The following is a 19,199-nucleotide window of genomic DNA, read 5'->3' on the forward strand; positions in this document are numbered from 1 at the left end:
AAAATTTTTTATATCCCGCACTATTCGCCACTCCTGCACCCAGCATTCAAGGCCCGCCAAAGGGCTGTCAGCGATGACGCCGTCGGCTTCATCATGAACGCATGGGAGAATATATGTCTGCAGCCCCACCCCCGGTGGCAAAGAAGGGCGACGGCATCTCGCCAGCCAAGCTGGCGCATATCGTGCTCCGCACGACAGATATTGACCGGATGGCGGCGTGGTACTGCGATGTGCTGCAAGCGCAAATTGTGCTCGCGACCGATTTCATCGCGTTTCTGACCTATGATGACGAACATCACCGCATTGCCATAGCTCAGCTGCCCGACCTCGTGGAGCGGCCGGCCATGGCGGTCGGTCTGGAGCATATCGCCTTCACCTATGCGTCGCCCGACCATCTGTTTTCGACCTATGAGCGGCTCAAAGGCGACGGCTTGCGCCCATATTGGACGATCAACCACGGGCCGACGCTTTCCTTCTATTACCGCGATCCCGATCTCAACCAGATCGAATTGCAGATCGACCTCCAGGATGATGCCGAAGCCGTGAACCGGTGGTTCGCACAAAGCGATTTCAGCGTTAACCCGATCGGTGTCCGCGTCGATCCGGACGATATGATCGCACGCTATCGCGCCGGCGAGGATCCCGGCGCACTTTTTGCCCGGCCAGTCATCTCGCCAGACCAGATCCCCGCGCAATTTCCGCCAGCGCCAGATGAAGCGCGCGGCGAGGGGCGGGACATCTCGTCAAAGTCCGGGAGTTCATGATGCTGCGCCTCTACCATTCCCCGATGGCCTGCTCCCTCGCGGCGCGGCTCGCGCTGGCGGCATCGGAGCTCGACCATGAAATCCGGTTTGTTCGGATCGCGGCCGGCGAGAACAGGTCCGACGAATATCTGGCGATAAATCCCATGGGCCAAGTACCCGCGCTTGTCACCCCCGATGGCACCCTCACCGAGGTGATCGCGATCCTCGGGTACATCGCGGACATGGCGCCCGAGAAGCGCTTGCTGCCTGAAGCAGGGACATATGAGCGAGCGCTTGCCTGTTCGCGCCTCTCCTATCTGTCCGCGACGGTCCACGCCGCCTACCGTCCGGTGGTCAGGCCCCGACCCGGTTGCGACAATGATGCGGCGCTGGAGGCGGCTCGCGATCATCTCAACGCCACGCTGACGCATCTCGACCGGATGATGGCGGGGCGCCCGTTCGTCCTCGATGACTTCAGCCTCTGCGACCTGCTTCTGCTCGTCCTGCTTGGCTGGCGACGCGCGCCGGCCTTGCATGGCCATTTGATCGAGCTCCCGGAACTCGACCGTTTTCAGTCCCGGATGCTCGCGGAAGGGAACCGCGCCGAGGTGATTTCAGAAGAAATGGCGATGCTATTCGGCGCGTCCGGGGCGGGAACCGAACCGGAAGGCATCTCACCCGGCGGCGAAAAATGACGAAATAAGAACAAATAAGGGGAGTTGGTATGAGGCTGGTGCGATACCGCCATGATGGCAAGCCGTGGCTGGGTAGCCTGGTGCGGGACTATATCGTGCCGCTGAACGCCATCGCCAATTACTTCCCGACGATGCTGAGCCTTATCGAAGGTGGACCTGTCGCGCTGGAAATGGCGCATGAGCTGACCGCGAAGGGCGCTGATGCCGTCGCATATGATACGGCATCGCTGCTTTGCCCGGTCGAACGCCCCGGGAAATTTCTCGCGATCGGCATGAACTATCAGAAGCATATCGCGGAAGCGGAAAAACTGGGGGTGCCCCCGCCGGTCAATCAAGCCTGGTTCAACAAACAGAGCTCGTGCGTGGCCGCCCCCTATGCGGCGATCGATCCCGGCCCTTCGGTCGCGCTGGACTATGAAGTCGAGCTCGCCGTCGTCATCGGTCGTCCCGGCAGATCGATCGCGAAAGAACAGGCCGCAAACCATGTCTTCGGTTACACGGTCACCAATGATGTTTCGGCCAGGGACTGGCAGGCCCATTCGCCGACCGTTACAGTATCGAAGTCCTTCGATACATTTGGACCGCTCGGTCCATGCATCGTCACGCGCGACGAAATTCCCGACCCTCATAATCTGAGACTTAAATCCGTCGTCAACGGCGAGGTGCGCCAGGACGGAAATACTGGCGATATGCTGTATTCGATCTGGGATCAGATTGCCTATCTTTCGGCCGGAATGACCCTCGAGACCGGAGACGTACTGGCTACGGGTACGCCTTCCGGTGTCGGCATCGGCCAAAATCCGCCAGTTTTTCTGAAATCGGGCGACCGGGTGCGATGCGAGATCGAAAAGATCGGCTTCATCGAAAACGTCATAAAATAAGCAGAACGGGAGGGAGGATATGCGTAAATATCTCTATATGATTTCACTGGGGGTGGCGACCTCCGTCGGTTGGCCTGCGACCGCGAACGCTCATATGGACCATTCGTCGGCAGACGCCGAACCTTCGGACGCGGCCGGTGCGACCCGGCAGGCCGAAGGCGACGGTGCCGGGTTGAACGATATCGTGGTGACTGCGCAGCGCCGCGCCGAAAATCTCCAGAAGTCGTCGCTTTCGATCAGCGTCATCTCGGGCGAACAGATCGGACGTCAGGGGATCGTGAGCACGGAGGACATCGCCAAGCTGACCCCCGGTGTCCAGATTGGAACCGCCGGTCCCATTCCGCAGGTCTATATCCGGGGAGTGGGCGATCCTGGCCAGACCGCCGTTTCGAATCCCGCCGTGGCGCTGAACATCGGAGGCGTCTATTATGCGAGGCCGCAGGCGGCAGGCACGTCCTTCTACGACCTCGAGCGTATCGAGGTTCTGAAGGGACCGCAGGGCACCCTTTATGGCCGGAACGCCAGTGGGGGTGCGATCAATATTCTGCCGGTGAAGCCCGAGCTGGGTCATTTCGGCGGGGTGGTGAACTTCGACGTCGGTCGGTTCAACATGCTCTCCTCCGACGGGGCGGTGAACATTCCGCTCGGGGATCGGGCTGCGGTGCGTGGCTCTTATCTGCTGCGCACGCGCGACGGCTATCTGTCGGACGGAAGCAGCGACGATGTTCGCGAGGCGGTTCGACTGCAGTTGTTCGCCGAACCGTCCGAAGCGGTATCTATCCTGTTGCTGGGGGCCTATGCGCATCAGGGCGGGGTAGGCAATGGCTTCGCCCTCTATGATCCGAAGGGCAATCCGCTGGCAAGTCCGCCGCGACCGGCAACCGCGCGCTTCGATCCATGGACCAGCACGACCGATCCGCGCGGCGCTGCGATCGCCGCCTCCCGGTTCCCGCCGCCCGTGTTGCTCCCTGGCGACCCGGCCAATCTCTATCAGGATAATGATTATTGGAATCTTCAGGGCGAACTTAACGCCGATATCGGCTTCGCGACGCTGACTTTCATTCCCTCGTATCAATATAGCAAGATCGACTATGCGATCTACTCGCCGATCCCGGCTCAAACGCGTTCGGACGATGGAGCGGGGCCTCCTGAAACGTCGCGCGCCTATTCGGGCGAAGTGCGGCTTGCGAACGAGAGCGATCGCCTGAAATGGGTGCTCGGCGCCTATTATTATGATGAAAAGCAGAAGCAGAGATTCTCGGTCAATAACGGGCTGATCCAGAACGCGTCGCTCGACACGGAAATCGTCTCCAAAAGCTATGCGCTCTTCGGGCAGGCCACCTTTTCCGTGAGCGACAGCCTGCGACTGATCGGCGGGCTTCGCTACAGCGAAGACAAGCGGGATATCGACGGGATCCGCACATCCAACGCACCTGTCCCCGGGACCAACCCGTTGCTTATTCGCGGATCCTCCAGATCCGACAGCCTGAACTACAAGGCGGGCTTCGAATTCGACTTTGCCTCCGACAGCATGATCTACGGGAACTACAGCACCGGCTACAAGGCTGGCGGTGTCTCAGCCGCGGTGGCTCCCGCTTACGAGCCGGAACGCGTAAAGAGCGTGACATTTGGTATGCGCAATCGGTTCTTCGATAACAATGTCCAGCTGAACGTCGAAGCCTTCTACCTCGATTATACCAATCAGCACGTCCAGGTCGTGGGTCCCGACGACCTGGGCATCATTTCCGGCCTTATTCGCAATGCCGGCGAGGCCAAGTCCTACGGCGTGGAAGCGGATCTGGTAATTCGCATCACGCCGAACGATCAATTCTCGGCCAACCTTGTCTACAATGACGCGGAATATGGTGAGTTCACATACCGGACCCCGTTTGCGGTGCTACCTGCAGGACAGACGGGCTGCGCCGTTTCCGCTACCGGCGTCGTCGGCCCCGCGGGTCCTGTCGCGCAGGTCGATTGCTCGGGCAAGCGGCTCCAGAGAGCGCCGAAGTGGACCGGCAATCTGGCCTACAACCATGTCTTCGATCTCGGGGGAGAGGGTTCGCTCACCCTCGGTGGAGACATGCAGTTCGCGTCGGGCCGCGAAGCCACGATCGACTTCATCCCCAACACGAAGATCCCAGCCTATCAGGTGTACAATGCATCCTTGACCTACGCACCCGATACGCGGCTGTCGGTGACCGCCTATGTGCGCAATATCACGAACGAGGCGGTGTATCTCGGCGGGGTCCAGAGCACGTTCGCCCCTTCCTTCGTAGGGATGTCGATCGCCGCGCCGCGCACATACGGCCTGAGATTGTCGTATCGCTATTGAATCCGGCAAGCCGGCCTGTCTCGGTCCAGGGGCAGGCCGGCTCGGCTGATCCGCCACGGGAACGAGGAACATGATGGTCCAGGAAGGTGAACTGCTGTGGCAGCCCAGTCCTGATTTTGCGGCGCGTTCCAACATCCGGCAATTTCAGAACTGGGTTGAAAAGCGCTTCGACCGCAGCTTTGGCGATTATGCCGATCTGTGGCGCTGGTCGGTCGAGCATTGCGAAGATTTCTGGAGTGCGATCTGGGACTATTTCGATGTGAGCTCGGACACGCCGTACCGCAGCGTGCTGGAAGGCGACGGCAGGTTCGACGTTCGCTGGTTCGCCGGGTCCCGGGTCAATTATGCGGAGCATCTGCTTCGGCATGAAGCATCGGCCCCCGATGGCATCGCGCTTCATCACTCGGCCGAAACGCGCGACCCGGACGTTCTGACATGGTCAGCCCTCGGCCAACGGGTGCGCGCTCTGGCTCAGTCGATGCGCGATCTGGATATCGGTCCCGGCGACCGCGTCGTGTCCTATATGCCCAATGTTTGGGAAACGGTCGCAGCCATGCTCGCGTCCATTTCCATAGGCGCGATATGGTCGGCGGCCGCGCCCGAATTCGGCGCGAAAACAATCCTGGACCGCTTTCTTCAGATCGCGCCGAAGGCCATTTTCGTTGCCGACGGCTACAGCTTCGCGGGGCGTGTTTTTGATCGAAGCGATGAAGCACGCGAGATCATTGCCGGGCTTCCTAGCCTGGACGTCGTTATTTGCCTCGACTTCATGGGGTTGCCGAAGCCGGCTTTCGGAATAGCGACGCATGATTTTGCCGCGCTTCTCGATCGGCCGGTCATCCAGCCTGACGATTTTCGCTATCAGCGCGTCGAGCACGATCACCCGCTCTGGATCCTGTTTTCTTCTGGCACCACCGGGCTGCCCAAGGCGATCGTCCACAGCCATGTCGGCATGATCGTCGAGCATCTGAAGATCATCTCCCTTCACTGCGATCTCGGCCCCGGAAAGACCATGTTCTTCTATTCCACGACCGGGTGGATGATGTGGAACATCGTGGTCGCCTCGCTGATCAGTGGGGGTGCCGCAGTGCTTTATGACGGGAGCCCGACACACGGAGGTGCGGACAGGCTCTGGCGTATGGCCGCCGAGACGCGCACCACCTGCTTCGGAGCCAGCCCGACACTGGTTCAGATCATGGAAAAGGAAAAGATCCGGCCGATCGAGGCCTACGATTTCTCCGCGCTGGAGACTGTTCTGGTGGGCGGCGCTCCTTCGACGCCCGCCACGTTCGCGTGGTTTTATCAAAATGTGAAGAAAGACCTCTGGGTGACTTCCCAATCGGGCGGGACCGAATTTTGCAGCGGTCTGGCGGTTGGCGTCCCGACTTTGCCCGTGCGCGCTGGCGAGATTCAGGCTCGGGCACTGGGTGTCGACCTCGATATTTGGGGTGAGGGCGGCAATAGCCTCATCGACGAGGTGGGTGAACTTGTCGTGCTGAGACCGATGCCGTCGATGCCGCTCCATTTGTGGGGCGACGACGATGGTGTTCGATATCGCGAAAGTTACTTCTCGACCTTCCCCGGGGTCTGGCGGCACGGCGATTACGCAACGATCACGGGCGAGGGCGGACTTTATATTTATGGTCGGTCCGACGCGACCCTCAATCGATATGGCGTGCGTATCGGGACGGCCGAAATCTATAATGTGCTCGATAAGATAGCGGGGGTCGAAGACAGCCTGATTGTCTGCTGTGAGCTTCCGGACGGCGGGTTCTACATGCCGCTCTTCATCCAGCTGAGCGAGAGACATGCGCCAGAAGCCGCGATCGAGACCGTGATCGCGCGGGTACTTCGCGACGAAGCGTCGCCGCGGCATGTGCCCGACGAACTGCACGTCGTGCCCCAAATTCCATACACGCTGACCGGGAAAAAGATGGAAGTCCCGGTTCGCAAACTCCTTATGGGCGCCGACGTGAGCGTCGTAGCGAGTCGGGACGCGATGCGAAATCCGGACGCGATGGACTGGTTCGCCGATTTTTCTTCGGACTCCCGGATCGTTGAACTGACGGGTCGAGGCGGGAGGCCAGGTCATCGGTCCTGACAGAGGCGGCTCTAGATGGTTCTCGCCGGACATGTCGCACGGCTTGATTGGTGATCCGGATCGCGGCCGTTCGCTCACATGGGTCAGGTCTAACTTTGGGATTGCGCCATACGCGCTGATGGAAGCCAGTCGGGACGTTCCGTTACGACCGGGTGCGTGGCAGGTAATACCCAAGGGCGCGATCCGCCCATATGGCGCCGTCTGATACCATGTTGGCGTGTTCTGCGAGTGCGGACCATGGGCTCGCAAGACTATCATCCTGTTGCAATGCAAGAGGCCTCCCCCGCCGGATAGAATTTTCCCTGCGGTTCTCCGCTTCTGCAGCGCTCGATTACCTGCCCGAGTCCCGGTGTTGATCGCGGGAAGGGCGTCCTGACAGGAGAGAAGCATGCAAGATGTGTCTGACGCGGACCATGGCACCGAGCCCCGCAAACCCATTCATCCCGAGATCACGCGTCGGGGAATGCTCACCGCCGGTGCCGCTCTTGTCGCTGTCACATATGCCGACGCGCACTTGAGCCCGACTCTTGCAGCATCGCGGAACGGAAAGGACCATCCCATGAACAAGCCTATCAATTCAGCCGATTACATCCCGGTGAGCGCCCCGACGCAGTTCATGTCGGTTAGCCCGATCCTGTTTTCTGTGCCGGGACGCCAAGCGGACCTCGAGCTCAAGGTCTCCGTCCCGATCGGCGGCACCGATCTACCGATCCTTCTCCTGTCGCACGGGCACGGACAATCGACCTATCTGTCCTCGCTGCGCGGCTATAACCCTCTCGCGGAATTTTACGCTGCGCACGGTTTCGTGGTCATCCAGCCGACCCATCAGGACTCGAAGGCGCTTGGCCTCGATCCGAACGGGCCGGAAGGACCCTTGTTCTGGCTATCGCGTGCGCAGGACATGCGCTTCATACTCGATCATCTGGCCGAAATTGAAGCTGCCGTTCCCGGCCTGTCCGGCCGGACGGACCGGAGCCGCGTCGTCGCCGTCGGACATTCCATGGGCGGCCATACAGTCGGCATGCTCGCTGGCATGCGGGTGATCGATCCGGTCGACGGCAAAGAGTGGAACCTGAGCGATCGGCGCGTGAAAGCGGGCGTCTTGCTCGCCCCTCCTGGCAATGGCGCTGACCTCGCGGCCTTCGCATCGGAACATTATAAGGTGCTGCGAAACACAAGTTATACCGCGATGACGGCTCCCGCGCTCGTTGTTGCCGGCGATCTGGATCAAAATGATAATTTCGCGTTGCGCAAGGATTGGCGCGCCGACGCCTATACGTTCAGTCCGGGACCGAAAGCCCTCCTGACGATGTTCGGAGCGAAGCACGCGCTGGGCGGCGTATCCGGCTATGACGTCGCTGAATCCCAGGATCAGGATTCCGAACGGCTCGGTGTCGTTCAACGGATGAGCTGGGCATATCTTCGCTCCGCCCTTTATCCTGGCGATGAGGCGTGGCGCAAAGCGTGCGCAGCGCTCGCCAGGTCAGCCGATCCGCAGGGCAGAATCGATGTTAAATAGGCATCCGACGATGAGGATGTACTAAAATATCCGAGGCTGCACGGTGCCCACGATCTGGCCCGACGAAGTACTGCCGCTTACCAGGCCGGAGCAACGGCTTCCCTGGAACTGCGCCGGGAGCTACGGTTTCCATTCCGGTGCATTATGCGGCCGTAGCGAGCCGGAGACATACCCGCGTACCGGGCAAAGGCTACGCTGAAAGTACTGGACGAGCTGTAACCAACGCGTTCAGCGACTTGATCCAAGCCTAGCTCCTGTTCGCGAAGGAGACGTCCGGCCAAAGCCATGCGCCACGCCAAGAGATATGCCATCGGCCGTATGCCAACTGTTCGGGTGAAACGGGCAAAGAAGGCAGAGCGCGACAACAACGCTTCGGAAGCCATTCCGGCAACCGTCCAAGGATATTCCGGTCGCGCATGGACGGCGCGCAGCGCGGCGGCGAGGCGAACATCGGCAATACCGCGAGCCAAGCCCGGCGGCGCATTCCCTATCTCACTGCCGCATCGCAATGCCTCAATCAGCAGTAACTCGAGCAGCCGTTCGAGAACAAGGTCGCGTGCCGGGCGATGCGCAAGCGTCTCGTCGCCGACAAATTGCGTCAGCGTCGCGAGCCGCGGCTCTCCACGCGCGAGGACCACGTGAGGGAGCAGCGGAACGAGCAGAGCCACATCCGGCGAATCGAACGAACAATGCCCAAGCCGGATGCGGAGGTTTGGCGGCTCGTCTTCCGGGCCGACACGAAAGCAGCCGTCGCCTGTCGCGATCGGTTCTTTCGATGTCTCTTCCTCCGGCAAGTCCAAGCTTTCCTTGATCAAGTCGTGCATTGCCGGAACCAGCAGGAAGTCTCCCGCCTGCAAGAGCAAGGGCGGTTGTCCGTCGACCGTCACGCGGCAATTGCCGTCCAGCACCGCGCAGTAAAAAGGATCGCCCATCCCCTTGCGGCGGAACCTCCAGGAGCCCGCGCACTCGATAAGCTTGGAGAAGCGGGCCCTTGGCTGGAGGAGCGTTACGACTTCGGCGAGAGGATCGGCGGTCATTCAGGACTATTTCAAAAGAAATCGATACGCTGCGCCATATCACGTCCTGCATGGCTCAGCTAGATTGCTGAAAACATCAACACGCGGAGGTTGTAATGCCGGCGATCCTCATCACGGGCTGCTCTTCTGGCTTTGGGCTGGAAACCGCCCGGCTGTTTCTCGATCATGGCTGGGATGTGGCGGCCACCATGCGAACACCCGACCCCAAGATAATTCCGGCGTCCGGGCGCCTCCGCATCCTGCAACTCGACGTCAGCGATCGGGCCAGTGTTGCGCGTTGCGTCGCCGAGGCTGGTCCGATCGACGTCCTCGTCAACAACGCCGGTTTCGGTGTGCCGTCGCCGGTCGAGCTGACCGAACCCGACATGGCGCGCGCCATGTTCGAGACCAATACGCTGGGGACGCTGGCAATGGTCCAGGCGGTACTACCGGCGTTTCGTGAGCGCCGATCGGGTGTCATCATCAATGTCTCATCGTCGACCACGCTCAAGTCGCAGTCAATGGTCGGAATATACAGGGCCAGCAAGGCGGCGGTGAACGCCCTAACAGAGACGCTGGCCTTGGAAGTAGGGGAATTTGGGGTGCGCACCCATCTGATCATACCGGGGAGCGCACCCGAGACGCGGTTCGGCGACAACGGCATGCCGCATCTGCGGGGCCGCGACAACGCCGATTATATGCCGATGGTCGAGCGGATCGTTGCGCACATGCGCAACCAGTCAGGACCTGTCACTCACCCGTCGGACGTCGCTGCGGCGATCTGGCGATGTGCCACGGATCCAGCATCCCCGTTCCGCCTCGCTGCAGGCCGCGATGCAGAAATTTTGATGGCGGAGGCAGATTGAATTGCCTGCCTCACTCGCTCGCCATTCGCATTCCAGACGCCATTTGGGTTCTCCACCGCAACCTCGACGAGCCTTGCCTGGTTGAGGAGACAGTCTTCATACGCGGGCGCCCGTCCGGCAGTCGCCGGGCGAGCGCCCGTTTGCTCGATGCCTTATGGCGACCGCCTATGACCTCCATTGTTCGGACGGAAGCTGTCAGCCGGCTGCGCGCTCGACCGGCGACCGCCGCCGGCGATGGGCGTCCAGAACGGCGGGCGGATCATAGGCCGCCTCGAGCCGTCCGACATCGGTTCCGGGCGGGCAAATCTCGTCGATGCGGTCGAGGGTCTCGTCGGAGAGGCCGACGTTCGTCCCGGCCAGCAAGTCGTCGAGATGCTCTGCTTTGCGCGGCCCGATAAGAGCGGACGTAACTCCGGGGTGCGCGAGCACGAATGCCATCGCCATATGGGTCAGCGACATTTCCGCTTCCTCGGCCACGGGGATGAGCCGCTCGACCGCATCGAGCCTACGCTCGTCCGACATCTGCGTAGGGAAGCGGCGAACGCGGCCGCTGTCGGGCTGTTCCTGCCCCTTCCGATAGCGCCCGGTCAGCATGCCCATGGCGAGCGGGCTCCAGACCATCGTTCCCAGTCCATATTTCTCACAGATCGGCAGCACCTCGCGTTCGATCGAGCGATTGAGGATGGAATAGGGAGGTTGCTCCGTGCGGAACCGCGCGAGATTGCGCCGCTCGGCCACCCATTGGGCCTCGACGATTTCCGAAACCGGGAATGTCGAGGCGCCGATCGCCCGGATCTTGCCGGCGCGCATCAGGTCGGTGAGCGTCGACAGGGTCTCCTCGATATCGGTGTCCGGCGCCGGACGATGGATCTGGTAGAGATCGATATAGTCGGTCTGCAGCCGGCGCAGGGAATCGTCGATCGCCTGGACCAGCCACCGCCGCGAGTTGCCCTGCTGATTGGGATCGTCGCCCATCGGCATATGGGCCTTGGTGGCAAGGACGATATTGGATCGCCGACCCTTGAGTGCCTGGCCGACGATCTCTTCGGATTCGCCTCGACTGTAGCCGTCGGCCGTGTCGACGAAGTTGATCCCGCTATCCAGCGCCTTGTGAATGATGCGGACGCAATCATTCTGGTCGGGGTTTCCCGCCGCGCCGAACATCATTGCCCCGAGACAATAGGGCGATACCTTGATTCCGGTTCTTCCAAGCGTTCGATATTTCATGACTGCGCTCCTTCGTTTCGAGGAGAAATTAGGCCGGGACGATCTCACCGGCAGTGGCGGATTGCGCCACTTCAATTGCAGTTGCTGCCAAATGGCCCGGACAAGTTGTGCGATGCAAACTATCGCCGCTCGCAAAAAGTACCGCCCGAATGAGCTCGGAAGCGAGCGGAGGATCCTAGATGGCGTCTCGGCGCCTGTTTTTCGCATCGCGAAATGCGCCGTCGTCGCTTTTGGCGTTTCTGTACAATTCGGCCAAGGCGCCGTCACATAAGGGGCGCTCGCGACCCAGAAGAGCTCGCCTTTCTTGCAAAGGCCAGACCTTCATTCTGCGCCCGCCCGTCTTCCCGTCGGGCGGGCGTTTTTTCCCGGCAATGAAGCGTGACGGTGAGCATCTGCGGCCCCCTAGATGCGCCCGCCTGCCAATGTCGTCGCTCGCCCGCTAGCATCGCTCGCGCGCGCCCGGGGCCAGGCCTCTGACGAAATCGGCGAGGGCGATGCCGATCGCGTCGGGACTGGTTTCCTGGATGAAGTGCGTCCCCGCGATCGTCACTTCGGTCTGATTGCGCCAGGTCCTGGCAAAGTCATGGAGACGACCGATCAGAAGGAAGCCTGGATCGGCCTTGACCATCAGCTTGGGGATGTCGTTCTCCGCCATCCATTGCGCATAGTCGGCGACGATCGCAGCCGTATCCCCGGGCACGCCGTTGACGGGGAGGTCGGACGATATCATCGGGCGCCGGTCTTCTCCGGCTATCAGAAACGGTTTGCGGTAATAGGCCTGCTCCGTCTCGGAGAATTCGCGCGTCCCTAGGAGGAAACCGTCCAGGAAATCCAGGGTCTGAAGCGATGCCTCCTGCCCTTCGAGCGTCGAGAAAACGTCCAGGAGCGGTTGCCGGGCCGCTTCCGGGAAGTCGGTGATGAGGAGCGGCGACACGACCGATTCCATATAAGCGATCCCCCGAACGCGGTCGGCATTTCGCTTCGCCCAGGCGAACCCGAGCATCGAGCCCATGTCGTGCAGCACCAGGATCACCTCATGTCCCACATCGAGCGCATCGAGCAGTCGGTTGAAATATCTGCGTTGCTCGGTGAAGCCGTAGCGATGCCGCCCGGCTTCGACCGGAAGTTTATCGGAATCGCCCATACCCATGAGGTCTGGCGCGATCAGGCGGCCAAGACCCGCCAGATGCGGCAGGATGTTGCGCCACAGGTAGGATGAGGTCGGGTTGCCGTGCTGGAAAAGGATCGCCGGCCCGTCTCCCTCATCGATGTACGCCATGCGGTGTCCGCCGACGTCCATGAACTTTTTCTGCGCAAACGGCTGCTCGCGCTCCTTCGCTTTTTCACGCGTCATCGCTGTTCTCCATCAGACGCTCCGCCCCGTTCGTGCTAAATCTTGTCCCCTGTGCCGCATGCCGGCTGTGGACGCTTCCGGTCCATCGTCGCAGCGGGGCGCGGGTGTGCGGAGGTGCGTTGACGACCCCCGCACACCCGNNGCGCGGGCCGCCATTGTTGCCCTGGCCCACCAGGCCAGCTCGTCCAGCGCCGCGCCGGACGACTGCAGCAGGTTTGCCTCGATGGTCTCGATCGGCTGATTGCCGAAAAAGGGATGGATTGCGATGAAGTCGCCGCCGCCGATGTGGACGGCGGACTTGGTTGACACCATCTGAAGCTCGACGCCGATCCCGCGCAGATGCTCGATAGCCCGGGCTGCGCCAGTGCCGCCGTATCCGATGGCCGTGAACGGCTTTCGGTTCCATTCCACATAGGCCTGATCGAGCGCGTTCTTCAGCACAGCCGTAATCGAGTGATTATATTCGGCGACGACGAAGATGTAGCCGTCGAAGCCGCCGATCGTCTGCTGCCAGCGGATGGCCTCGGGGTTCTGGCTCGGCGCCCACAGATTGGAGGCCGCCTCGTCGAAGAAGGGCAGGGGGTGGTCCCGCAGATCCACCAGCTCGACGTCGATGTCATCGCGCGCCCGGGCCTGCTTCAGCATCCACTGGGCAGGCGTGTCGGCGAACCGGCTCGGGCGGGTCGAACCGATGATGAGGGCGATGCGTGGCTTGACTGTCATGGTAACCTCATGTTGTTTAGTAACTTGGAGTAACCTAATTACGCACGGCATCCGCGCCCACAAGGAGGCACTTTGGCGACACCAGATAACCGGATGGAAACCGCCTCGGCTTGCGAAGGGCAGGTCACGGCGTGCGAGCATATCAGCCGGACGCTTACGCGCATCAGCGACAAATGGTCGATGCTGGTCGTCCAGGTGCTCGGCCGCGGCCCGTGCCGGTTCAATGCGCTGCGACGCGAGATCGGAGAGATCAGCCAGAAGGTGCTCGCCTCGACACTGCGAAATCTCGAAGAGCATGGGTTCGTATCTCGCACGGTGACGCCGGTGACGCCCCCTCAGGTCGAATATTCGCTGACGCCGCTGGGACGGGAGTTTCTCGAACCTGTGCGCAACTTTGCCGAGTGGGTCATCGCCAATGCGCCGCGTATGGACGCCGCACGCGCCGCCTATGCAGATCGTCGGGAACGCCAGTAGATTGTGAGCCTATTGCCGGCAACTTCCCGCGTGTCGAGGGAGCCTGGAAGGGGCAGGCGACGATCTGGGGCAGAAACACTCGACCTCTCCGCGACCGAGACCAACATTGTCACGCGCTACGACAAGACGGGCAGCTGACTCGGCGGGAAGCCGGCGGTCGTCACGAGGTGCGTCGGACCGGATCGATCACCTATGTCGGCGCACATCGCGACATGCCCCGAGATGACGCGCTGGCGAACGGCTTGCTCAAGGAAGCGGACGTGGGGCCGATTGTCGCCGGCATGATTTACGATGCGGAGATCGCAGAACCTAATGGGACGGAAAAGCGCGTACGGATCGTGATCAACCACGCAAAAGGCATCCGGACGCTCTCCTTGCCCCGGCCGATGAAGGATATTGTCGGCGACGTGCCTGCGAAAGCTATGTTGATCATGGCGCCCCATGGCGTGCTGGTTCTGATTCTGATCGATCCGGCCCAACTCGGAGACTAGAGGAGACATCGCTACGCCGCTCGGCTTCAGGGGCTCGGCTTCAGGGGCTTGCCTAGACCGGGCGAGCCTCCTCGTATCGCAGCGCGCGCCATTCGCCCGGCGACATGTCCTGCCACTCTCGAAACGCGCGATAGAAAGACGTTGCGTCCTGGAAGCCCAGCATCAGCGTCACCTCTTCGACCGAAATCGCCGGATCGGCCAGCAGCTGCAGGCTGAGCTCTTCGCGCGCCTTGGCGAGGAGGGCGCGGAAGGTCGTGGCTTCTGCGGTCAGCGTCCGCTGCAAGCTGCGTTCCGAGGTGCCGAGCGCCCTGGCAACGAAGGCGATGTCGGGCCTGCCGCTGGCCATGGTTCGTTTGAGCACGGCCATGACCCGCTCGCTTATCGTGCTTCCCGTCATAAGTTCGTCGAAAGCAGCGCTGAGACCGGGAGTCACCATCGCGAGAAATTCGGGAGCGTGCCCCGGAAAGGGGGTGGCGAGGTCGGCATTGTGGAAAGAAATGGCGTTATGGCTCGCGCCGAAGTTGATTCGGCAGCCATAATGCTCTTCGAGCTCGGGGGCGGCCGGTCCGGCGCGCTGATAGTGCACCGAGGCCGGGGTGATCCGTTGACCGGTGCCAATCCGGCCGATTTCGAGAAGGAACAGGAAGCTGAGGTCGATCGACGCAGCGGGTTCGGTCTCGACAGCAAAGGGCCACGTCTTGGTCATTGTGGAGACATCGCCGTCGACGGTGAGCTCGTATATCTCTGACGTGCCCATGCGTTTGAACCGCTCGATACGGTGAATCGCGTCGCGCAGATTGAGGGCGTAAAGCGCTGCGATGAACGCCGGTTGATGGCCGGCTTCCCCGGAGGCTTTCAGGATTTCGAGAGCGGGCACCGCCCCGGACGACAGGGCCTCGACGGACTTCCAGACTGCAAACATCTGTGCCGTCGTAAGAATGTTCGTCGGATCCAGGTGAAAGGTCGCGGGCAGCCCTGCAGCGCGCAGCACCTTGGGAGGCTCGAGTCCTGCTCCGCGCAGGGCCCGCCACAAGCTCGGCGGAAAGCGGCAGCGGTCAAATTGGGGATCGATCATTCGAATGGCCTTGTCTTCGGTCGTGAAATCCGATGCCGGCCAGGCCCGTGGACCTGGCCGGCATCGATGTTGGTCAGCGGCATTCCACCTCGGCATGGGCGGCAGCATGCTCGGCAAGGGCGCTGCACGCCGCGGTCCACGCCTGATCGTCCGCATAGAGCGCCGAGCGGAGATACGCCCAGGTCATGCGCAGGACAATCTCCATGCGCTCGGCGTCTTCATCGTCGGTCTCGCGAGCATCGTAGCCGGCAATGCCCCCCAATCCGTGGCCACCGCCCTTGATCGTGAGCAGGCACTCGGCGCCCGGGCTGTCACGGTAGGCGTCGGCATGCCAGGCCGGCCCGCTGACCGTGAGATGAGGCGACGCATCGTCTTCGCCGACCACCACGAGGGTGGGGGTGGTGAGGTGCGAGAAGTCGGGATTGAAGAAGGAATAGCGGTCCGCAGCCATCTCGCTGAGATTGTCCCCCCCGTTGCCGGGAGCAGCCAGCATGATGCCCGCCTTGATCCGGCGATCGATCACGTCGACATCCTGGGCGTCGGGATCCTTGGGGTCAGTGAGATGGGCGCCGAGCAGCAGGCCCGCGGTCTGACCGCCGAGCGAGTGGCCTACGACCGCAATCCGGTCCCTGTCGATCCGCCCTGCGATGGGCGGCATGGCAGCTTCGATGGCGTCCAGCTGGTCGATGATCGTCGACATGTCCTCGACCCGCGAGCGCCAGAACAAGGGGCCGCCGGCGGCATCGGCGGGCAGGCCGGCGACCTTCGAATTGAGGTGGGTCGGCTGGATCACGATGAAGCCGCGGCCAGCGTAGAATTCGACCAGCGGGCCATAGCCATCCTTGGAGGGAATATAGAGCGACGGTCCATGGCCGTGCGAAAGCAGGACGACCGGCAGCTTTTCGCCGCCGATCGGTGCGGTGACGCGCAGTTCGAGCGGCAGGGGGCGACGCGGGTCGGTGAGGGTGATGACACTGTAGGATACGGTCGGCTGCGGCTCGTTCACAGGGATCGCGGTCGCATCTTTGATGAGGTTGTTCATTTTTCATCTCCATTCAGCGGGCCGGGGTCGGTCCGATGAAGGTGTTTTAGCCCGAGCAAAGAAACAGCGCAGTGGCGGTTGGCGCCATGCTTGTGACAGAATGCGCCAAGGGCGCCCAGTCTTGGACGATGTCCGTACATTTGGGGCAGTCGCCGAAGCGGGCTTCTCTTGCAGCCTGTAGTACGCTGGCAAAGGATTGGAAATAGGACATAAGTTATGATAGCATAGTGATGCGAAGGCGAGCTTGCCGCGGCAACGATTCTGAACGCAAGACGCCGGTGTCGAAAACAGGCGTATTGCGGCTTCGGATCGCGGGCTATAAGCACCGCTATCATTTTCCCAGGGCAAGAAGTTCGTAGCCTCGGAAAGGCATGAAGGACAAAGTGATGCGCTTCAATGGCGATGCCGGAACATCGGTTTCTGGACCGCACCGGTTCCAGGCGACCCGTGCTGCCCTCGACCCCCTGTTCAGAGGCGACGTCGACTATCTGGTTCGAACGATCCGGATCCGCGAGGTTCGCGCGATCGAGATGATGCTCAGCGAACTCGATCTCGCCGTAAGCGCCTGGTACCCGCTGGCGGTCCTGCGCGCGCAGGACGGAATGTCGCAGCGCGAGCTCGGGCTTCGGCTGGACCTCAAGGACGCCGCGATCGGCAAGGCTATCGACGTCATGGAAAAAGCGGGCGTACTGGAACGGCGTGCCGACAGTCAGGACCGGCGCAAAGCTCTCGTCTATCTTACGACGTCGGGGAAGGCGCTGGCGAAGAAAGTCGCGGCGCGGCGGCAGAAATTTCTGACGGCCCTTGTCGAGGGCTTTTCCGAACAGGAAGTGGAGCAGTTCACCGGGCTGCTCGAGCGCTGCTACGTCAATATCGACCGTTTCGTCGAAGAGCAGGCCGCATAGGGCTGCTCACAGTCCACTCGGTTTCGGTGGATTCCTGAAATAGCTCTGCGCAGGACCATGCCTGACCATTTCATTCGGCGATTTTCGTCTCCGCTGCAAACCTGTGCCACGCCTCGATCATCGAGCGCCTCCGTTCAGGAAAATCCGCGGACAGGTCATTCTCTTCGGCGGGGTCGTTGTTCAAATTATAGAGGGCCCATGTCCCGTCGCCCGCGGGTCGGTTCAGCAGGAGCAGCTTCCACGGCTCCTGCCGCACAGCGCGATGCCCATGCAATTCGATCGTGATCGCCTCGTCAGCCGGATGAATATATCGGCTCAAGTTCGCTAGGTAAGGCAGCATGGATCGCCCTCGGACAGGGGCCACGTCCCGTCCCTCGACGATCGGCTCGATGGGAAGCGAAGCGGCCTCCAGAAGCGTCGGTGCGATATCCATGATACTCGCGAACGCCGAGCGTCGAGCGCCCTTCTGGGGAGCGCCGGCGAAGGTCACGAAGGCGGGTACACGCGTTCCGCCCTCGGTCGTCACTCCCTTGAAGAGCCGATACGGCGCCGACGCCGCTTGCGCCCAATACCGGCCAAGGAACAACATCGACGACTTGCTCCCCATCGCCGCGTAACGCGTGTCGCTTGCAGCGAGGAAGGCGGCCATCCCGGGCAGTCGGGCAAAACGATCCGCCCCTTCTCCCGCCGGGCCGTTGTCCGAAACAAAGACGAATATGGTCCTTTCGAATTCGCCGCTATGCTTCAAATGATTGACGAGGCGGCCGACATTCCGGTCCATCCGGTCGACCATCGCCGCAAAGATTTCCATCTTCCGGGCTTCAACGCGCTTCTGCTCGGGCGTGAGCCGGTCCCAGGCCTCGGCATATCCCTCGATGCGCGCCGGCGTAACTCCCGCTTCGACGATTCCGAGCTGCCGCATCCGCTCAAGGCGCTCCTGCCTCAACACGGCCCAACCGTCATCGTACCGGCCGGAGTAACGCGCGATATCGACCTCCGGCGCCTGAAGCGGCCAGTGGGGCGCGGTGAAGGCCAGATACGCAAAGAACGGCTTTCTTCTTGGCCTTGCGTCAAGCTGGCGAAGCAACTGGGTGGTAAAATAGTCCGTGGAATAGAAATCAGCGGGGACAGCCACTTCCTCGCCGTCCAGGGTGAAGGTCGCCCGCAGGTTCGGATTGTCTGCTGGTCCCATCGGACCGCCGAAATGGTTGCTGGCGCCCTGAAGCAGCGCGAAGGAGGTTATGAAACCACGGGCCGCCGGGTTCTGCTCGGGCGCCAATCCCAAATGCCATTTTCCGCTGAAGATCGTATGATATCCGCCTTCACGAAGACGTTCCGCCAGCGTCGCAACGCGCCGGGTAATGACGCCTTCATATCCCCATTGTGGCGTGCCATTTTCGGCGCCGGCCTCCAGGCGGCTTTCCACCATCGCTCCGACCCCGGCCGTGTGATTGTCGGTGCCCGATAGCAGCATCGCACGCGTTGGCGAACATGCCGGGGCGGCGTGAAAATTGGTCAAAAGCGATCCGGCGCTCGCCAACGCATCCAGATTGGGCGTTCGGATCTCGCTCCCGAAGGCGCCGATGTCGGAGAAGCCCAGGTCGTCCGCCACGATGATTACCAAATTGGGTTTCGCCTTGGCAGATGCAGGCAGCGGATTGAGCGCGAGAAGGCTCGCGGCGACCATAGCGAGAGTTTTCATCGGCTCATCCGTGTTGAACAGGGTCGTTGGGCGCGATCGGGTTCAATGTTCTC

General features: G+C 61.6%; 16 protein-coding genes and 1 pseudogene. 10 read left to right on the forward strand and 7 right to left on the reverse strand.

The window, feature by feature from the left end; all coding sequences use genetic code 11:
• The first annotated feature begins 113 nt into the window (after positions 1-113).
• From ASD67_RS17115 to ASD67_RS17140, 6 genes are all read left to right on the forward strand, one after another.
• The gene (locus tag ASD67_RS17115; protein WP_082545264.1) at positions 114-764 is read left to right on the forward strand and encodes a VOC family protein; all 651 of its coding nucleotides are present in this window, start codon (positions 114-116) and stop codon (positions 762-764) included.
• Complete coding sequence (locus ASD67_RS17120) at positions 764-1,438, forward strand: glutathione S-transferase family protein (protein WP_056349892.1); 675 nt, start codon at positions 764-766, stop codon at positions 1,436-1,438. The genes ASD67_RS17115 and ASD67_RS17120 overlap by 1 nt, the downstream gene beginning before the upstream one ends.
• Positions 1,439-1,467: 29 nt before the next feature.
• Entirely contained in the window at positions 1,468-2,319 is an 852-nt protein-coding gene (locus ASD67_RS17125) for a fumarylacetoacetate hydrolase family protein (RefSeq protein WP_056349893.1), read from the forward strand.
• Positions 2,320-2,338: 19 nt separating this feature from the next.
• Positions 2,339-4,651, forward strand: coding sequence for a TonB-dependent receptor (locus ASD67_RS17130; protein WP_056349894.1), 2,313 nt, complete (start codon positions 2,339-2,341; stop codon positions 4,649-4,651).
• Between the two features lie 70 nt (positions 4,652-4,721).
• The gene (locus ASD67_RS17135; protein WP_200938055.1) at positions 4,722-6,752 is read left to right on the forward strand and encodes an acetoacetate--CoA ligase; all 2,031 of its coding nucleotides are present in this window, start codon (positions 4,722-4,724) and stop codon (positions 6,750-6,752) included.
• A gap of 559 nt (positions 6,753-7,311) precedes the next feature.
• Positions 7,312-8,271 carry an alpha/beta hydrolase family protein gene (locus ASD67_RS17140; RefSeq protein WP_056349896.1) on the forward strand — a complete coding sequence of 320 codons (960 nt, stop codon included), beginning with the start codon at positions 7,312-7,314 and terminating at the stop codon, positions 8,269-8,271.
• A gap of 77 nt (positions 8,272-8,348) precedes the next feature.
• Here ASD67_RS17140 and ASD67_RS17145 read toward each other — a convergent pair whose 3' ends face one another.
• Positions 8,349-9,308, reverse strand: a complete 960-nt coding sequence (locus ASD67_RS17145) for an AraC family transcriptional regulator (protein ID WP_056349898.1) — start codon at positions 9,306-9,308, stop codon at positions 8,349-8,351.
• A 95-nt stretch (positions 9,309-9,403) separates the two neighbouring features.
• Between ASD67_RS17145 and ASD67_RS17150 the strand changes: the two genes are divergently transcribed.
• Entirely contained in the window at positions 9,404-10,153 is a 750-nt protein-coding gene (locus ASD67_RS17150; protein WP_056349900.1) for an SDR family oxidoreductase, read from the forward strand.
• Positions 10,154-10,348: 195 nt separating this feature from the next.
• On the opposite strand, the gene ASD67_RS17155 is transcribed toward ASD67_RS17150, so the two are convergent.
• The 3 genes and pseudogenes from ASD67_RS17155 to ASD67_RS17165 all read right to left on the reverse strand — a co-directional run.
• Positions 10,349-11,320 (reverse strand): aldo/keto reductase, encoded by a 972-nt coding sequence (locus tag ASD67_RS17155; RefSeq protein WP_235535713.1) that lies wholly within the window; start codon positions 11,318-11,320, stop codon positions 10,349-10,351.
• Positions 11,321-11,819: 499 nt separating this feature from the next.
• Complete coding sequence (locus ASD67_RS17160; RefSeq protein WP_056349902.1) at positions 11,820-12,734, reverse strand: haloalkane dehalogenase; 915 nt, start codon at positions 12,732-12,734, stop codon at positions 11,820-11,822.
• Between the two features lie 142 nt (positions 12,735-12,876).
• A pseudogene (locus tag ASD67_RS17165) lies at positions 12,877-13,598 on the reverse strand (NADPH-dependent FMN reductase); the annotation flags it as partial.
• Here ASD67_RS17165 and ASD67_RS17170 point away from each other — a divergent pair.
• Both ASD67_RS17170 and ASD67_RS17175 read left to right on the forward strand, forming a co-directional pair.
• Positions 13,530-13,931, forward strand: coding sequence for a winged helix-turn-helix transcriptional regulator (locus ASD67_RS17170; RefSeq protein ID WP_235535714.1), 402 nt, complete (start codon positions 13,530-13,532; stop codon positions 13,929-13,931). The pseudogene ASD67_RS17165 and the gene ASD67_RS17170 overlap by 69 nt on opposite strands.
• 212 nt (positions 13,932-14,143) lie before the next feature.
• Entirely contained in the window at positions 14,144-14,422 is a 279-nt protein-coding gene (locus ASD67_RS17175; protein ID WP_056349906.1) for a Beta-galactosidase C-terminal domain, read from the forward strand.
• 52 nt (positions 14,423-14,474) lie between these two features.
• Here ASD67_RS17175 and ASD67_RS17180 read toward each other — a convergent pair whose 3' ends face one another.
• Positions 14,475-15,497, reverse strand: a complete 1,023-nt coding sequence (locus ASD67_RS17180) for an AraC family transcriptional regulator (protein ID WP_056349908.1) — start codon at positions 15,495-15,497, stop codon at positions 14,475-14,477.
• A gap of 73 nt (positions 15,498-15,570) precedes the next feature.
• Positions 15,571-16,539 carry an alpha/beta hydrolase family protein gene (locus tag ASD67_RS17185; protein ID WP_056349911.1) on the reverse strand — a complete coding sequence of 323 codons (969 nt, stop codon included), beginning with the start codon at positions 16,537-16,539 and terminating at the stop codon, positions 15,571-15,573.
• Between the two features lie 371 nt (positions 16,540-16,910).
• Between ASD67_RS17185 and ASD67_RS17190 the strand changes: the two genes are divergently transcribed.
• Positions 16,911-17,444, forward strand: coding sequence for a MarR family winged helix-turn-helix transcriptional regulator (locus tag ASD67_RS17190; protein WP_056349916.1), 534 nt, complete (start codon positions 16,911-16,913; stop codon positions 17,442-17,444).
• Between the two features lie 70 nt (positions 17,445-17,514).
• Here ASD67_RS17190 and ASD67_RS17195 read toward each other — a convergent pair whose 3' ends face one another.
• Positions 17,515-19,146 (reverse strand): arylsulfatase, encoded by a 1,632-nt coding sequence (locus tag ASD67_RS17195; RefSeq protein ID WP_056349918.1) that lies wholly within the window; start codon positions 19,144-19,146, stop codon positions 17,515-17,517.
• Positions 19,147-19,199: the final 53 nt, after the last annotated feature.

This window comes from Sphingopyxis sp. Root1497 (assembly GCF_001427085.1).
Classification (GTDB): Bacteria; Pseudomonadota; Alphaproteobacteria; order Sphingomonadales; family Sphingomonadaceae; genus Sphingopyxis.

Bases quoted from the DNA above. Each gene is read 5' to 3' on its own strand.
- ASD67_RS17115 (WP_082545264.1), top strand. From the start codon at position 114: ATGTCTGCAGCCCCACCCCCGGTGGCAAAGAAGGGCGACGGCATCTCG.
- ASD67_RS17120 (WP_056349892.1), top strand. From the start codon at position 764: ATGCTGCGCCTCTACCATTCCCCGATGGCCTGCTCCCTCGCGGCGCGG.
- ASD67_RS17125 (WP_056349893.1), top strand. From the start codon at position 1,468: ATGAGGCTGGTGCGATACCGCCATGATGGCAAGCCGTGGCTGGGTAGC.
- ASD67_RS17130 (WP_056349894.1), top strand. From the start codon at position 2,339: ATGCGTAAATATCTCTATATGATTTCACTGGGGGTGGCGACCTCCGTC.
- ASD67_RS17135 (WP_200938055.1), top strand. From the start codon at position 4,722: ATGATGGTCCAGGAAGGTGAACTGCTGTGGCAGCCCAGTCCTGATTTT.
- ASD67_RS17140 (WP_056349896.1), top strand. From the start codon at position 7,312: ATGAACAAGCCTATCAATTCAGCCGATTACATCCCGGTGAGCGCCCCG.
- ASD67_RS17145 (WP_056349898.1), bottom strand. From the start codon at position 9,308: ATGACCGCCGATCCTCTCGCCGAAGTCGTAACGCTCCTCCAGCCAAGG.
- ASD67_RS17150 (WP_056349900.1), top strand. From the start codon at position 9,404: ATGCCGGCGATCCTCATCACGGGCTGCTCTTCTGGCTTTGGGCTGGAA.
- ASD67_RS17155 (WP_235535713.1), bottom strand. From the start codon at position 11,320: ATGATGTTCGGCGCGGCGGGAAACCCCGACCAGAATGATTGCGTCCGC.
- ASD67_RS17160 (WP_056349902.1), bottom strand. From the start codon at position 12,734: ATGACGCGTGAAAAAGCGAAGGAGCGCGAGCAGCCGTTTGCGCAGAAA.
- ASD67_RS17175 (WP_056349906.1), top strand. From the start codon at position 14,144: ATGCCCCGAGATGACGCGCTGGCGAACGGCTTGCTCAAGGAAGCGGAC.
- ASD67_RS17180 (WP_056349908.1), bottom strand. From the start codon at position 15,497: ATGATCGATCCCCAATTTGACCGCTGCCGCTTTCCGCCGAGCTTGTGG.
- ASD67_RS17185 (WP_056349911.1), bottom strand. From the start codon at position 16,539: ATGAACAACCTCATCAAAGATGCGACCGCGATCCCTGTGAACGAGCCG.
- ASD67_RS17190 (WP_056349916.1), top strand. From the start codon at position 16,911: ATGAAGGACAAAGTGATGCGCTTCAATGGCGATGCCGGAACATCGGTT.
- ASD67_RS17195 (WP_056349918.1), bottom strand. From the start codon at position 19,146: ATGAAAACTCTCGCTATGGTCGCCGCGAGCCTTCTCGCGCTCAATCCG.